The following is a 15,362-nucleotide window of genomic DNA, read 5'->3' on the forward strand; positions in this document are numbered from 1 at the left end:
GATTGTCAATCGCTATTTTTTCAATGTTAACATTGTTAATTTCGTCAAAGAAGCTCTTGTAATAGGTTTCGCGTTTATCCTGATCCATGAAGGCTATTGAATAATGATCGTCATATTGTTTGCCTTCGCTTACAATATGCAATGAGGCCTTTATTTTTCCATCCCCAAGGATGTTTAATTCCCCGGTTATTTCCTGGGCATTTTCTCTATCCTCATATTTTTTTGTTTTTACAATTTTGCCGCCATCTTCCGTGACAATCAGTACTTCGCGATCATCCGTAAAAGAACCAATATGGCCAAAAGGAGCCTTTTGATTGGTGCATTCCAGCCAAACAGTATCTTTTTTTGAAGGTACCATCAGGATGGCATGATTTCCTTGTATACTTGCCAGATCACGGTCAATATTTCTCTTTTCATCTGCATAGAGAATCGTGTAATAAGAAGGTACATCTGCGGCTTTTAACAATGATTTGGTATAATTGGTAAGTGCCTTACAATCGCCGTATTTAAGGCGTTCAACTTCGCTGGCGTTCATAGGTTTCCATCCTCCTATACCGATTTGAATGCTTATATAGCGTGTTCTGTCCTGCATGTAATCATAAACGATTTCGGCTCTTTTTAATAGATCTTCTTCTCCTTGAACCAGATGTTTGATTTCATCTTTTGTCTTTTGAGGCAAATCATCGCGACCGGCTAATAGTTTTTGATTCATCCAATTTCCAAATTCTTCCCAGTTATTGGCAGCACCTTCTTCTCCAGCCAGGCTGAACTTATTTGCGGCGAATTTAACATGTGGAATGATTTTAGTGATAATAGGACTTAAAGGTTCATAATCAAAAGCAACAAGATTCTTGACGGAGAACTTTAAATGACCTGCTTTTGAATCATCCTGGACCTGAAATCCATCGACATTAAAAGCTTTTGATTTGATTTTAATAGTTTCAGGATATTCAATGGAATAAGTACTATTCATGGCACTTTTGTGAAACTTCCCTACTGGATACCAGGATGGAATAAATGCTGTATTCGAACTACTGGTTTCATACTCATATTGTATGGTGTATGGATAGGAGGTAGGCTCATATTCATAATAATAAGCTCTGTTATCACTATAGAGGCTTATATTATCAACAGCAGAAACATCTATAAAGTCACTTTGCTTGATTTTTTTAATCACGTTCCCCATGGGTCCGAGAATTCTGGCGCTGACATCTTTAATTTTTTCATGATCATCATAACCGAGGTAAATTAGACCGTCATCATTGCCGTATTTGTTCAATACGGTGATAGCTGTTCTAAAAGTAACAGTCATTTTTGATTGGTTGATAATTTCGATGGAGGTGTCCTCGTACCTGATAACCGAATTGGCATCAGTTCTCATACTGTCCGGAATAGTTAAAATACTCAGATTCAAGTCAAGATCCTGAGAATTTAATAGTGAACAAAAAAGGAGGAGGATTAGGTTGGATAGTTGGGTCTTATTCATGCATAATAAATTAGACTATACAACGATAAAAAAACGTTTCTATTGTTTGTTCTCAGTATCAATTATGATGGTCACGGGCCCATCATTCAGAAGGTCAATTTTCATGTCAGCTCCAAAGATTCCGGTACCGACTTTTTTCCCTATCAAGGATTCGGTTTTTTGAATAAAGGATTCGTACAAGGGAATGGCGATTTCAGGCCTGGCTGCCTTGATATACGACGGTCGATTCCCCTTTTTCGTGCTGGCCATCAAGGTAAATTGACTCACAATGATCAGGTCACCTCCTTTGTCAATCACTGAAAGATTCATGATGCCCGAGTCGTCATTAAAGATGCGTAAATTCACGATTTTTTTTGCCAGCCATTCGATATCCTCAGCATTGTCGTTATCCGTGATTCCAAGGAGTACTAATAAGCCTTGTTTGATCTTGCTGTGCACCTTTCCATCGATGCTCACAGATGCTTTATTGACTCTTTGTACAACTGCTTTCATAATTCTTGTTTAGAAATCGTAGGTGTTCGTTCGGTAATTCTCTTCTTCCCCTTCTAATAATTGCAAATAACTTCGATACCTTGATGTAGAAATCTCTCCATTTTCCAGCGCTTGTTTTACAGCGCATTTAGGTTCATTAACATGCAGGCAATTATTAAATTTACATTGGTCCTTGCGGGCAAAAAATTCGGGAAAATAATCACTGATTTCGTGCTTTTCGAAATCCACAACCCCAAAACCTTTGATGCCAGGAGTATCTATGATATAGCTCTCAGGCTCCGTCGGAATGGCAAACATTTCTGCAAAAGTGGTGGTATGCTGTCCTTGCTTGTGTTGACTTGAAACCGCGGCTGTTTTTAATTGAAGTGAGGGGTCAATAGCATTGATCAGCGTTGATTTTCCTACGCCGGAATGACCGGAAAACATGCTGATTTTTCCCAGCATTAAGTTTTTAACCTTCTCAATATTCATGTTTTCTGTGGCTGCCATTTCGATACACTGATAACCAATATCGCTATAGATCTTAACCAACTCATTTTTTTTACTTTCAAGTTTTTCGTCGTTGAGGTCCATTTTATTGAATAAGAGAATGGCCTCAATACCGTAGGCTTCAGCGGTGGCCAGAAATCGATCGATAAAAGGAGGGAAAGTAGGTGGATTGTCTAAGGTAACAAGTAAAAAAGCAAGGTCTATGTTGGCCGCAATTATATGGGTCTGTTTTGAAAGGTTTACAGATTTTCTGACAATATAATTTTTTCGGTCATGGATGTTCGTGATCACACCTGTATTGGTGTTTAATTCCATTTCAAAATCAACATGATCTCCCACGGTCAACGGGTTGGTGCTTTTGATGCCTTTGGTTCGGAATTTACCACGAATTCTGCATTGAATCTGAGCATGAGATTCTGTTCTGACCCAATACCAGCTTCCGGTAGATTTGACAACAACACCTGTCATAGATTCCATTCTTCTTGTTAGATTGTAAAAGACCGTAATTTGTCATTACGGTCTTTTAATTAAATTAAATGGTTGTTAATTGTTGTCAGGTAAGGTAGTAAAGTCTTTGGCATATTGAAGCATCTGATCTGCAAAACTTTTCGGCTGAACTACTTTAATGTCAATGATCTCTTCATTCTCGTTTAATTCAGGAGATAAAACAGGGTTGATAAATCCTGAATATGGAGCCGATTTAAACTTGCTGTTTCTTTCCAATACCTCTTTGTGAATCTCCTGATCAACTTTTACCCCATAGGTTTCAACCAGGTTTTTACCAGATTCAAAGTCACCTTCAGATTTAATGCGTTGTATTTCTTTCAGAAGTTCTCCAAATAAATCTCTTAGTTTGTTGTAATCGTTGATTTTGAAATAGGTCTTTCCGTCTTTTTGAACTTTTTCGATCACATTGTCTTTGGTTCCTTTTTCCATCGCCCAGGCGGCAACCAGTTGTCTGTTTCTCATGTGCGCTTCTTCGATGTCATCACCCAGGTTTAATCTGATGAGCTGTGTCATTAACCCATTACGAATGTATCCGTCAAAGGCTGCTTTTCCAATTCCTGCGGCATTGGGAGAAATTCCTATTTCGACCAGTTTTTCATCTGGTAAATAGTAAAGGCCTACCAGGTCAGCTCTGGCTTCCTCAAGAGTGGAAGCATAATTCTTTAATGTTTCCTTTGGAGTACCTACTCCTGGATTTAATTTTCCACTGGCATGGCCAATAACTTCGTGCAAAGCTGTATGTAATTTGTCTGCCAGCTGTCCGTATGTTTCTTCTGTTTTAATTTCGTCCTCGTTATAAGCGAACTCATTAAGCCTTCCAGAGCTTCCGGCATTCGCATAGGCATGGATAATATTTCCCAGAGAAACAGATTTTGAACCATGCTGTTCTCTAATCCAGTTATTGTTTGGCAGGTTAATTCCGATAGGTGTTGATGGTGAGGCGTCGCCACTTTCTCCTGCCACATTTACGGTTTTATAAGAAACACCTACCACATCTGCTTTTTTGTGTGAAGGATCCAGTGTAGAATTGTCTTCAAACCACTGTGCATTTTCGGCCAATGCCGCCATTTTTTTTGACATTTCGAAATCTTTGAGCTGGACAACAGATTCGTAAGAACCTTTATATCCTTTTGGGTCATTATAAACTTCAATAAAACCATTGATGTAGTCTATATCACCTTCTGTTGATTTGGCCCAAACAATGTTGTATTCATCCCAGATTTTTAAATCTCCTGTTTCGTAGTATTGGATGAGTAGTTCCAAACCTTTGGCCTGACTTTCATTTTCTGCCACCTCTTTTGCTTTTTCAAGCCATGAAATGATTTCTTCAATTGAGGCACCGTACATGCCATTCTTCTTCCAAACCCTCTCTTTTAATTCACCATTTTCTTTGACTAATTTGGAATTTAAGCCCTTTTCTATGGGCTGGTCCTCGTCTGTTTCAATGTTGGCATAATAGTCGTCCACTTCCTGTGCAGTAATGTCTTGGCCATAAAAATTGATGGCAGAACCTTTGATCAGTCCTTTTTCTGCATTCAGGTTGACCTTTTTCAGGTCTTGATCGTTAAAAATGATGTCCACAGCCTCTTCATCTAATTTAACACGAGACTTCTCCATTAATTCGGTTAAATAATCTTTCGAAAAATCGGGGATAAATTTGTCGTTCGCGTAATGATGGTGGATACCGTTTGCAAACCATATTCTTTTCAGATAGGTTTCAAAATGTTTCCAGTCTTCTGAATTTCTATCACCATCATATTTTACATAGACAACTTCAAGTGCCCTTCGGATCTTTAAATTGTGTCTGTAATTCTGATCGTACATAATGTCCCTGCCGGCAAGTCCTGCCTGAGTCAGGTAATACACATATTTTTTCTGTTGCAGGCTTAATTGATCAAAACCTGGAATCTGATATCTTAAAATTTTGATATCGGCGAACTGTTCTGATAAAACGCTGAACTCCTGTTCAGTAGTTTCAGTTGCAGTTGAGGCTTCTTTTTCCGCTGCTTTTTGGCATGAGAACAATAAGGTTGAAGCCAGTAAAAAACTCAATAGATATTTGATATTCATTTGAAATTTATTTTAGATATAAGTCGTTCAAATTTATGCAAAACTCAAGGTTTTTCCAAATGAAAAAAGTTTATTAACTATCTCATATATAATATATTAAGAATTAATTATTATATTTGATTTAACCTAATACCAAACTTCTTCTAAATGAGATTTTTAAAAAATATTTTTCTTCTTTTATTAGTTATTATTGTGATTGCAGCTATTTATTTAGCCACCTTGGATGGAAGCTATGATGTTGTAAGAACCAGGATGATCAAGGCAGACCAGTCCGTTGTTTTTAACGATCTTAATGATTATAAAAACTGGGAAGAATGGGGCCCCTGGTATGAAACGGATTCAACCATTAGAGTTCAATATGCGGATGTGTCCTCAGGAACAGGAGCTGCTTATTCCTGGACCTCGGATATAGAAGGAGGAGGACGTATGAAGACCAATGCCGTTGCCGAACCGGATAGATTGGATCAGGAAATTGTATTTGAAACTCCCTTTGGGGATATGGGATCTGATGTTTACTGGATTTTAAAAAAGAAAAAGGAAGGAACAGAATTGACCTGGGGCATAAAAGGTGAAATGCCATTCATCTCAAGATTTATGGCATCGGGGATGGAAGAACAACTTGGACCTATGCAGGAGAGAGGCCTGGAGTTATTTGATGAGAATTTGCAAAGAAAGTTACAGGTTTACACCATAGATTCATTAGGTATTGTAGATTACAGTGGCGGATTCTATCTCTATGTGTCGACTTCAACTAAAATCAACAATATGGCCCTGAAGCAAAAAGAAATGATTGCTGCCGTTGAAGACTATGTTTCAAAAAATAATGTACGTTCAACTGGAAGTGCCTTTACCATTTATCATAAATTTGATCAGGAAAATGGAACAACAATGTTTTCTGTGGGTTATCCTGTTTCTGAACGTATTATTACACAAGGATCTGATATCCTTACAGGATTTATGGAAAGAGGTACGTATTCAAAAACCTTGTTAAAAGGGGCGTATGTGAATTCGCAGCAGGCCTGGGACAAGGCTATGTATCATGTTGAATCTCTTACGAATTACGCATACGATGAGAACGGAGAACCATTTGAGATTTACGTTAACAACCCGTCAAATACACCCAACCCTGCAGCCTTACTTACTGAAATTTATATACCTGTAAAACCGGTGAAAATTAACAGGGAAAGCATTATGAATTAAGTAAGCGTTTTATTGTTGATGCTTGATCGAGGCATGTCTGAAACAGCTTGAAATGTGATCATTGACCAAGCCAATTGCCTGCATGTAGGCATAGATAACTGTGGAGCCAACAAATTTGAATCCTCTTTTTTTCATTGCTTTGGAGATGGTATCAGACAATGTTGTTGTGGCTGGTACCTGATTCATTTCCTTCCAATTATTTTGTATCGGTGTCCCTTCGACAAATTGCCATATATAATGTGAAAAGCTCCCAAATTCTTGTTGAATCTTGATAAAGTTCTGAGCGTTTGCAATGGTCGCTTTGATTTTAAGTCTGTTACGGATGATGCCACTGTCCTGAAGCAGCGCTTCATATTTGGCTTCATCGTAAGTGACAATTTTTTGATAATCAAAATTATCAAAGGCTACTCTGAAGTTTTCACGTTTTCGCAATATAGTAATCCAGCTAAGGCCTGCTTGAAACGTTTCAAGTACCAGAAATTCAAACAAAAGATGGTCATCAAAAACGGGAACTCCCCATTCATTGTCATGATAGTTCATATATAGCGGATCATTGCCGCACCAGGTACATCTTGTTTGATTCATATTCAAGTTTTTGAAGTTGTAAGATAGAGGCTTTTCACTAATATTGAGGTATCCAGTTATAATTCTATTATTTTTGATCAAAGAATAGTTATGGATGAACTTAAAAAAGAGCTGTTAGAGGCCTGTACTCGTTTCGTTACTGCGAAGTCTCAGAATATTGAAAAAATTATGCAGGCCAATCAATTGGCTTTAGAGAATGAATCAAAAAGCTCTGCAGGCGATAAACACGAAACCGGTAGGGCGATGCTTCATCTCGAAATGGAGAAGGCTTCTCAGCAATTAGAAGTTGTAAGCAAAATGAAAGAGGTATTGCAAAGAATTGATCTCAGCATAAATTCAAGTCATGCACGACTCGGAAGTCTGGTAACAACAAGTCAGGGGCATTATTTTTTATCAATTAGTGCAGGCCTGATCGCTATTAAAGACAACAGCTATTATGCGATTTCATCTTCATCACCAATAGGAGCCTTGCTTTTAGGTAAATCTCAAGGCGATGAGATTACCTTGTCCGGAAAAAAAATTGAGCTCTTATCAATAGCCTAACATTCTATTTTTTCAGATATTAATCTTTCACCGGGGCATCAAGCTCCTCAATACCCATGTTAAACAAGGTAAAACTGAATATATCCGCATACTGATCGATGGTTTTTGAAACGGGTGTTCCGGCGCCATGACCTGCCTGTGTTTCTATCCTGATCATAACCGGATTGTTGCCTTCTTGTTTGTCCTGCAATTCTGCCGCGAATTTAAAGGAATGTGCAGGAACCACTCTGTCGTCATGATCGCCTGTAGTCACCAGGGTTGCTGGATACGAAGTCCCATTTTTCACATTGTGCACCGGAGAGTAATTCCGCAAATATTCATACATTTCTTCACTTTGTTCAGATGTTCCATAATCATAGGCCCATCCGGCACCCGCTGTAAAAGTATGGTATCTGAGCATATCTAATACACCAACTGCAGGCAAAGCTACTTGCATCAAATCAGGTCTTTGGGTCATGGTTGCTCCCACCAGAAGCCCTCCGTTCGATCCTCCTCGAATTGCCAGAAACTTACTCGATGTATATTTTTCTGTAATGAGGTATTCTGCTGCTGCAATAAAATCATCAAAGACATTTTGTTTTTTTAATTGAGTTCCGGCATCGTGCCAGGCTTTTCCATATTCACCACCACCTCGAAGGTTGGCAACTGCATAGACTCCGCCCATTTCAAGCCAGGTGGCAGTTACTATACTAAAAGAAGGAGTTAAACTGATATTGAAACCGCCATATCCATACAAGATGGTCGGGTTATTGCCATCTAGTACCGTACCTTTTTTAAAGGTAATGATCATAGGGACTTTGGTTCCATCTTTTGAGGTATAAAACACCTGTTTGGATTCATAGGCATTAGAATCAAATCCAACTTTTGGCTTTTTGAATAATTTTGACGTGCCATCCGAAGGATTAAATTCATAAATCGAAGGTGGACTTACATAATTAGTGAATGAATAGTATAACTTCTTGTCTTTCATTTTACCACTAAATCCGGAACTACTTCCTATTCCAGGGAGTTTTATTTCCCGAATTTTAGTTCCTTTCACATCGTATTGAAACACTTTTGAAATTGCATCGACCATGTATTCCGTAAAAAAATATCCGGCCCCGGTAGAAATGCTCAATACATTGTCAGTTTCAGGAATAAAATCTTTCCAGTTTGACAGCTCGGGTTTCTTAAAATCAAAGGAAATCACTTTTTTGTTCGGAGCATCCAGGTTTGTTGATACAAAAATCGTTTCACCCTTGCTGTGGATAACAGCATAATCATTGTCATAATTATCCACTACTGCGATTAATTCATTTTTGGCATTTCGCAGGTCTTTCATGTAAAGTTCGTTTCCAGAAGTCGCATTTGATGCTGTAACCACCAGGTACTTTTCATCTTCTGTCACATACCCAAAAACATATCTGCGTTTTGTGTCGAGACCAAAAACCACCTTGTCTTCAGACTGAGGGGTGCCAAGCTTGTGGTAGTATAATTTATGCTGGTCTGTTTTGGCCGACAATTCGCTGCCTTCAGGCTTGTCATAACTCGAGTAATAAAATCCTTCATTTTTATACCATGATAGACCACTGAACTTCACATCCTGTATCGTATCCTCAACAATTTCTTTACTCAAAGCATCAATAACAATCACCTTTCTCCAATCCGAACCGCCTTCTGATATTGAATAAGCCACTTTACTTCCATCTTTTGTAAATGACACAGCACTTAAGCTTGTGGTGCCATCTTTTGAAAAAGTGTTGGGGTCTAAGAAGACTTCTGCTTCCTGATTTCCTTTTTGTCTGTATAAAACATATTGATTTTGAAGCCCGTCATTTTTATAAAAATAATCATAGTCTCCATGACTTGTAGGAGCACTGTATTTTTCATAATTCCATAACTTGGTCATTCTATCTTTGATCTGATCCCGATATGGAATATGACTCAGATAACCCTGCGTCACCTTGTTTTGAGCTTTTACCCAGTTTTCCGTTTCTTCTGAGCGATCATCTTCTAGCCATCTGTAAGGGTCTGGAACTTCAGTGCCAAAATAATTGTCTATAGTATTTCCTTTGGTTGTTTCTGGATAGGTCACAGGAGCAATGGTTTTCTGAGCATGTAACCCGCTGATCATTAAAAATGCAGAGATACATACAATTAGTTGAATAGGATTCTTCATATGTTCACGGAAAAGGTTCTTTAATTTAAGGCGTTCACAGCACCAATTTTACCAGGAAGTAGCTGCTTTAAGGTGGCTTCAATCCCATTTTTCAGGGTGATTGTTGATGAAGGACAACCATTACAAGCTCCTTGCAACAATACATTTACTTCTTTGGTGTCCGGCACATACGATAAAAATTGAATATTACCTCCATCACCTGCCACCGCTGGTTTGATATACTCCTCTAAAACCGCAATAATTTCTTTGGAAATGTCATCATCCGTTGCTGTGAACTTTACATTGTTTTGCTGGGCTTCTTTTACGCTGGGCTTGTATCCTTCAGCCACAATTCTTCGATCACTCTGAAGGTATTCTTTTAAAAAGTCACGAAGACTGTTGTTTACTTCAAACCAGTCCAAATCAGTTGTTTTTTGAATTGACACATAGTTGTCGGAGATAAAAACTTCCTTTACAAAAGGAAAGCCAAATAGTTCATAAGCAAGCGGTACCTCATGTGCATCCTCAATGCTACTCAATTCTATATGCTGGTTGCTCAGTAATTTGTTTGTCACAAATTTCTGCACATTCGGATTCGGTGTGCTCTCTGCATACACTTCTACCAATTGTTCCGTTTTATCTTCTGAAAAAAGAGAATCGTTCTGGTCCAAATACATTTCAAGAATCTCTTGAAGTTCTTTTTCTACTTCTTTCCATTCCAGGATGTCAAATTTTTCCAAAGCAATAAAATTGGCCGTGATAAAAACTTTTTTGACAAATGGTAAATGAAACAATTGCTGCACCAGGGCTGAGTTTTTGGCATCATCAATTGAATTATATTCATAGCTGCTTTCAGTAAGCATTTTTTCTGAAATGAACTTAATTATTCCAGGATTTGAGGTGTATTCGATTTTTATTTTTGACATATCTTTAGGGTATAGGATTGCAAATTTACGAAAGTATTTTTTCTTACTTTTGATGCATATGTTAAATCCATCTAAAAAAGAAATATGATACTAAGAGAGCTTAACGGCAAGATGCCTGTACAGGGAAAAGACTGTTTTTTTGCCGAAAATTCAGTTGTTGTAGGGGAGGTGACCATGGGAGATCAATGCAGTGTCTGGTATAATGCAGTGATCAGAGGAGATGTACATTACATTAAAATGGGAAATAAAGTAAATGTGCAGGATGGGGCTGTAATTCATGCTACTTATAAAAAGTCTCCGACAACTATTGGAAACAATGTTTCAATCGGTCATAATGCATTGGTTCATGGATGTACGATTCATGACAATGTACTGGTTGGAATGGGGGCTATTATTATGGATGATTGTGTTGTTGAAAGTAATAGCATTATTGCCGCCGGGGCTGTAGTAACAAAAGGAACTCTGGTGCCTTCAGGCTCTGTTTTTGCGGGAATGCCGGCTAAAAAAATCAAAGATATAAATAAAGAACTGATGTCTGGAGAAATAGATCGAATCGCTACTAATTATGTAAAATATGCGGGTTGGTATAAGTAAGAGGCGTCACAGTATACTGCAAAAAAAAACATCCTAGAAGCAAGGATGTTTTTTTTATTTTGAAAGTAAAAGTAGCTCTATTGGATTCCAAGTTTAGTTTTCACTAATGGCATTAGATCTTCACCTTGAAAAACGATTAGTCCTTTACCTGGAGAAGAATCCATAACATATTTGAATCCTTTTTCAGCAGCAACATCACTTACAGCTTTTTGGGCTTTCTCTACGATTGGCTTTAAAAGATCAAATCTTTTCTTTTGAATTTCCTGATCAGCAGTCTGAGCATATTTCTGGATTTTTTGCTTCAATCCTTCTACCTCAACTCTTCTTTCTTCATTTTTAGCATCAGTCTGCGTTGGAGCTTCAGCATCATACTTCTGTAATTTTGCCTGAAGAGCAGTAGCTTGAGCATTATACTCATCTGCATATGTTTGCTGCACTTTTTTTAATTCAGTCTCCATTGCTTTAGTCTCTGGCATGGCCATCAATAGTTGTTCGCTATCAATATGAGCAACATTTTGGGCTTCAACTGTATTAAAAGCCATCAAAAGTGCAAATGCCACGAATAAATTTCTAAATAATTTCATTTTTCAAATAATTTGTTATTAATAATTTTTTTGTTTTTACTTTTTAATTGTTGTTATCTATTGCTTCTTGTCTCTGTTTCTTTCTATCCTCTATTTCTTTCAATTTGGCTGCTCTCTTTTCTTCAGCAACTTGTTTTAATGAATCTCTCATTCTGGCACGAGATTCTTGTTGTGCCTTAATTCTCGCTTTTAACTCTTCTCTCTTGGCAATCCTTGCCTCAAGTTTGAGTTGTTCTTCAGTCTTTTCTTCCGTTACGGCTTCAGATTCAATTGCCTCTGCTTCAGTCGCAACTGGATCAGCTGAGGCTCCTTCAACCGCTTCGTTTTCATTTTCAAGCACTGTTGGACTGGCAACTACTCCGGCTTTCGCCAGCCTTTCAGTTTTCAGATCCTGAACAGCTTGTCTCTTCCTGTTCTTAACGATGGCATTCAGCACCAATTCGCTAATGTCAAACTTACTATTACTATATAAAAGAATCAAATCACTCGACTTATCAAAAACAAAGTCGTACCGTTTCTTTCCGGCTATGTCCTGAATTGCATTATACACTTGATCCTGAACTGGCTTAACAAGTTGTTTTCTCATTTGAAATAAATCACCTGTCGGTCCAAAATAGGCTTGTTGCAATCGGCTTAATTCCTGTTGCTTAATAGCAATGTCCTCTTCCCTTTCACTAATCAGATCTTTTGTTAACAATGTTTTTTCATTGGTAAGATCCGTATTCATTTGCTCAATTTCATTGGAGAGCACGTCCAATTTTTTTTGCCAGCTTTTTACTTTCGCATCCAGCTGAGACTGGGCATTTACATATTCGGGCACGTTCTCCAATATGTAGTTCATGTCAATATAGGCTACCCTCTGTGGTTTTTGAGCCTGAACCATAAAACTGATACAGACCAAGACGATTATTAAAACCCTATTTACTTTCATTCTATTAGTTTTCAAGAAAATATCGTGCCATTTCTTGATTTGGGGCAAATATAGCAAATTAGCTTAAAACTGTTGCCCAATGATAAAATGCGTTTGCCATCCAGAAATTATATTAGATCCGGGTATCGTATCGAACCCATATCCAAAGTCAACTCCCAGCAAACCAAATGCTGGCATAAACACCCTGATACCACCACCAGCAGATCTTTTTAATTCAAAAGGTCTGTACTCTCTAAACTCATTCCAGGAATTACCTGCTTCAAGAAATGTTAATGCATATATAGAGGCTGAAGGCTTCAATGTTATAGGGTATCTTAATTCAAAACCAATTTTATTATAAATGGTACCACCCGTTTGTGATGATAAACTCGAATTAGGATATCCTCTCAATGCAATGGTTGTTCTACCATCAAATCTTCCTGTCTGTAAACCATCACCACCTACATAAAATCTTTCAAAAGGAGGAGCCCCGATTTCGTCATTATAATGACCTAAGAATCCTAATTCCGCATTCGACATCAATACCAGTTTACCGGCTACAGGACTGTACCATTTCCCGGTAAATACAATTTTATAAAACTCAATCCATTCGTACTTTTCTTCATCCGGCAGATCCGTATAATCTTTGTCATTAAATAATGAGTAAGGTGGCGTTAACTTTAACAACACGTTAAACTGAGAACCTCCTGAAGGGAAAACAGGGTTCGGTCCGGCTGAACTTCTACCAAAATTAACAGCAAAGTTAAAGTTGTTCGAAATACCATTGTCAAAATCAAAAGATGAAATGGTGTAATTCTGAAGTTTGTATCGTTGATAGTTAAATGAAGTAGACAGGGTGAAGAAATCATCTGGCCACTTTAATCGTTGACTCAATCCAACAGATGCTCCAATAATGTCTAATAATTGATCTTTGTCAACATCGTTGGTAAATGGATTAAATCCAAATTGACTTGAGTTGTAAATTGAGAAATTAAATCCTTTTGGTTTTTTACCACCCATCCATGGTTCTGAAAAGGATAAACTATAGGTTCTGTAGAATTTACTCACCTGCAGTCTCAATGCTATATTTTGTCCATCACCTCTTGGTACTGGTTTGTATTCTTCTAAATTGAATAAATTTTTGATCGAAAAGTTGTTGAATGACAGACCAAGAGTACCTACAAAGGTGCCACCTCCATATCCACCTTGTAATTCAATCTGACTGGAACCTTTTTCTGAAACCGAAAATTCAATATCCGCAGTTTTATCAGCAAAGTTAGGCTGTACATCCGGAACAATATTCTCAGGGTCGATAAATCCTAGTTGACCTAATTCACGAATTGACCTGACGATATCACTCTTGCTAAAGAGGTCACCTGGCTTGGTACGAATCTCTCTGTAAAGAACATGATCATTGGTTACATCATTCCCTTTAACAGTCACTTTTCTTATCGAAGCAGGTTCATCTTCAATAATACGAATCTCTAAATCGATAATATTATTCGCAGCACTGGTTTCAACAGCATTCACTCTTGAAAAAAGATAACCATTATCTAAATAGGTGTTGGTAATATCTACAGATTCAGGAGTACCGTCTCCGTATACTCTTTCGTTCAATGCTTTTCCGTTATAGGTAACACCATTGTCAATTCTAAGAATGGTTCTTAGTTGCTGATCTGTAAAGACAGTGTTTCCTAAGAAATTGATATTCCCGAATTTATAGCGCTCTCCCTGGGTTAAAAAGATGTCAAGATTAATGGTATTGTCTTTATTCCAGGAGATGGAATCTTTAATAATCAAAGCATCCCTAAATCCTTTTTCCTGAAATAAGGAAACGACCATGTCCAAATCTTCTTCATAGAGATCTTCAACAAATTTAGAAGGAGAGAACATTCTGGTTATTCCTTTTTCCTTTGTTTTTTTCATGGTTTTCTTTAACTTTTTATCAGTCAAAGCAGTATTCCCGTGAAAAGTAATGTTCTTTATTTTGATTCGATTTCCTTTGTCAATAACGATAAGGGCATCTTGTGTGTTAGGAAAAGCAGTATCTTTTTTAGTGTCAATGGTTACTTTGGTTTTTAGAAAACCTTTTGCTCTGTACTTATCCTTTATATAGTTTTCAGTAGTCGTAATTAAATTTTCAGTTAGCATGGACCCTTCCTGAAACTCAATCTCTTTTTTAAGCTCTTCTAATTTGGATTTTTTAAGTCCTGTAACGGTCAGACTTCCAACCTTGTCCAGTTCTTTTACATTGATCTCCAAATACACGGCGTCGCCATCCAGTTTGGTAACAAAAACGTCTACGTTAGAAAACAATTTCGAACTCCAGAGACGTTTGATCGCGGAAGACAATTTATCTCCGGGAATCTTTAATCGCTGTCCCGAATTCAACCCGGAAAATATCAATATGGATTGCTCAGAAATAGTCTCATTTCCAACAACGGAAACACCTCCTAATAAATACCTCTTATTTTTAACAAGTTCAATGGGTTCAGCCGGTGCCTTGATCACCGTATCTTTTGCCTGAGCATTTGATACAGTACCTAATGAATCAATAGCATTTGCACCCACCGGTGTTTTAATTGAATCTGTTTTTTGTTGTGAAACAGGAATTGTATCCATGGCTTGAGTTGCCTGGATGGTATCTTGAGTCGATGTGTTGCTTTGGGGAGTATTTTGCCCATTCACAGTAACACCAATTAAGATAAAAAAGAACAGTAAACCTGTATATCTTAAATTATTTATTACTGTTTTCAATTTGTTCACTTGTTTTTCCAAATCGTCTCTCTCTTCTTTGATAATTCAGTATTGCTTCGTAAAAGTCCTTCTTCCTAAAATC

13 protein-coding genes and 1 pseudogene are annotated in these 15,362 nt (G+C 37.6%); 3 read left to right on the top strand and 11 right to left on the bottom strand.

Annotated elements, in window-relative coordinates:
* The 4 genes from ACR2MV_RS03955 to ACR2MV_RS03970 all read right to left on the bottom strand — a co-directional run.
* Positions 1–1,486 (bottom strand): DUF3857 domain-containing protein (locus ACR2MV_RS03955; protein WP_434020601.1); only part of this gene is annotated, 1,486 nt, incomplete at its 3' end.
* A 39-nt stretch (positions 1,487–1,525) separates the two neighbouring features.
* Complete coding sequence (dtd, locus tag ACR2MV_RS03960; RefSeq protein WP_434020602.1) at positions 1,526–1,978, bottom strand: D-aminoacyl-tRNA deacylase; 453 nt, start codon at positions 1,976–1,978, stop codon at positions 1,526–1,528.
* A gap of 9 nt (positions 1,979–1,987) precedes the next feature.
* Positions 1,988–2,935, bottom strand: a complete 948-nt coding sequence (gene rsgA / locus ACR2MV_RS03965) for a ribosome small subunit-dependent GTPase A (RefSeq protein WP_434020613.1) — start codon at positions 2,933–2,935, stop codon at positions 1,988–1,990.
* A 75-nt stretch (positions 2,936–3,010) separates the two neighbouring features.
* Positions 3,011–5,044, bottom strand: a complete 2,034-nt coding sequence (locus ACR2MV_RS03970) for a dipeptidyl-peptidase 3 family protein (protein WP_434020603.1) — start codon at positions 5,042–5,044, stop codon at positions 3,011–3,013.
* A 147-nt stretch (positions 5,045–5,191) separates the two neighbouring features.
* On the opposite strand from ACR2MV_RS03970, the gene ACR2MV_RS03975 reads away from it, so the two are divergent.
* A complete protein-coding gene (locus tag ACR2MV_RS03975) occupies positions 5,192–6,244 on the top strand; it encodes an SRPBCC family protein (RefSeq protein WP_434020604.1) in 1,053 nt (350 codons plus the stop codon).
* A gap of 9 nt (positions 6,245–6,253) precedes the next feature.
* Here the strand turns inward: ACR2MV_RS03975 and ACR2MV_RS03980 are convergent, their stop codons facing one another.
* Positions 6,254–6,829, bottom strand: coding sequence for a DNA-3-methyladenine glycosylase I (locus ACR2MV_RS03980; RefSeq protein ID WP_434020605.1), 576 nt, complete (start codon positions 6,827–6,829; stop codon positions 6,254–6,256).
* A 90-nt stretch (positions 6,830–6,919) separates the two neighbouring features.
* Between ACR2MV_RS03980 and ACR2MV_RS03985 the strand changes: the two genes are divergently transcribed.
* Positions 6,920–7,372 (top strand): 3-oxoacyl-ACP synthase, encoded by a 453-nt coding sequence (locus ACR2MV_RS03985; RefSeq protein ID WP_434020606.1) that lies wholly within the window; start codon positions 6,920–6,922, stop codon positions 7,370–7,372.
* A 19-nt stretch (positions 7,373–7,391) separates the two neighbouring features.
* On the opposite strand, the gene ACR2MV_RS03990 is transcribed toward ACR2MV_RS03985, so the two are convergent.
* Together ACR2MV_RS03990 and ACR2MV_RS03995 are read right to left on the bottom strand one after the other, a co-directional pair.
* Positions 7,392–9,530: a prolyl oligopeptidase family serine peptidase gene (locus ACR2MV_RS03990; RefSeq protein ID WP_434020607.1), complete on the bottom strand. Its 2,139-nt coding sequence runs from the start codon at positions 9,528–9,530 to the stop codon at positions 7,392–7,394.
* Positions 9,531–9,550: 20 nt separating this feature from the next.
* Positions 9,551–10,435 carry a NifU family protein gene (locus ACR2MV_RS03995; protein ID WP_434020608.1) on the bottom strand — a complete coding sequence of 295 codons (885 nt, stop codon included), beginning with the start codon at positions 10,433–10,435 and terminating at the stop codon, positions 9,551–9,553.
* An 84-nt stretch (positions 10,436–10,519) separates the two neighbouring features.
* Between ACR2MV_RS03995 and ACR2MV_RS04000 the strand changes: the two genes are divergently transcribed.
* Positions 10,520–11,029: a gamma carbonic anhydrase family protein gene (locus ACR2MV_RS04000; RefSeq protein WP_434020609.1), complete on the top strand. Its 510-nt coding sequence runs from the start codon at positions 10,520–10,522 to the stop codon at positions 11,027–11,029.
* 77 nt (positions 11,030–11,106) lie between these two features.
* Here ACR2MV_RS04000 and ACR2MV_RS04005 read toward each other — a convergent pair whose 3' ends face one another.
* The 4 genes and pseudogenes from ACR2MV_RS04005 to ACR2MV_RS04020 all read right to left on the bottom strand — a co-directional run.
* Complete coding sequence (locus tag ACR2MV_RS04005) at positions 11,107–11,613, bottom strand: OmpH family outer membrane protein (protein ID WP_434020610.1); 507 nt, start codon at positions 11,611–11,613, stop codon at positions 11,107–11,109.
* Positions 11,614–11,656: 43 nt separating this feature from the next.
* A complete protein-coding gene (locus ACR2MV_RS04010) occupies positions 11,657–12,544 on the bottom strand; it encodes an OmpH family outer membrane protein (RefSeq protein WP_434020611.1) in 888 nt (295 codons plus the stop codon).
* A gap of 63 nt (positions 12,545–12,607) precedes the next feature.
* Positions 12,608–15,280: an outer membrane protein assembly factor BamA gene (bamA, locus tag ACR2MV_RS04015; protein ID WP_434020612.1), complete on the bottom strand. Its 2,673-nt coding sequence runs from the start codon at positions 15,278–15,280 to the stop codon at positions 12,608–12,610.
* A pseudogene (locus tag ACR2MV_RS04020) lies at positions 15,261–15,362 on the bottom strand (isoprenyl transferase); the annotation flags it as partial. The gene bamA and the pseudogene ACR2MV_RS04020, both read right to left, overlap by 20 nt.

Origin of the sequence: Lutimonas sp. (genome assembly GCF_051011215.1) — a bacterium.
In the GTDB taxonomy this organism is placed as follows: Bacteria; Bacteroidota; Bacteroidia; order Flavobacteriales; family Flavobacteriaceae; genus Lutimonas.

Coding starts and splice junctions, on each gene's coding strand:
- dtd (WP_434020602.1), bottom strand. CDS start 1,978: ATGAAAGCAGTTGTACAAAGAGTCAATAAAGCATCTGTGAGCATCGAT.
- rsgA (WP_434020613.1), bottom strand. CDS start 2,935: ATGACAGGTGTTGTTGTCAAATCTACCGGAAGCTGGTATTGGGTCAGA.
- ACR2MV_RS03970 (WP_434020603.1), bottom strand. CDS start 5,044: ATGAATATCAAATATCTATTGAGTTTTTTACTGGCTTCAACCTTATTG.
- ACR2MV_RS03975 (WP_434020604.1), top strand. CDS start 5,192: ATGAGATTTTTAAAAAATATTTTTCTTCTTTTATTAGTTATTATTGTG.
- ACR2MV_RS03980 (WP_434020605.1), bottom strand. CDS start 6,829: ATGAATCAAACAAGATGTACCTGGTGCGGCAATGATCCGCTATATATG.
- ACR2MV_RS03985 (WP_434020606.1), top strand. CDS start 6,920: ATGGATGAACTTAAAAAAGAGCTGTTAGAGGCCTGTACTCGTTTCGTT.
- ACR2MV_RS03990 (WP_434020607.1), bottom strand. CDS start 9,530: ATGAAGAATCCTATTCAACTAATTGTATGTATCTCTGCATTTTTAATG.
- ACR2MV_RS03995 (WP_434020608.1), bottom strand. CDS start 10,435: ATGTCAAAAATAAAAATCGAATACACCTCAAATCCTGGAATAATTAAG.
- ACR2MV_RS04000 (WP_434020609.1), top strand. CDS start 10,520: ATGATACTAAGAGAGCTTAACGGCAAGATGCCTGTACAGGGAAAAGAC.
- ACR2MV_RS04005 (WP_434020610.1), bottom strand. CDS start 11,613: ATGAAATTATTTAGAAATTTATTCGTGGCATTTGCACTTTTGATGGCT.
- ACR2MV_RS04010 (WP_434020611.1), bottom strand. CDS start 12,544: ATGAAAGTAAATAGGGTTTTAATAATCGTCTTGGTCTGTATCAGTTTT.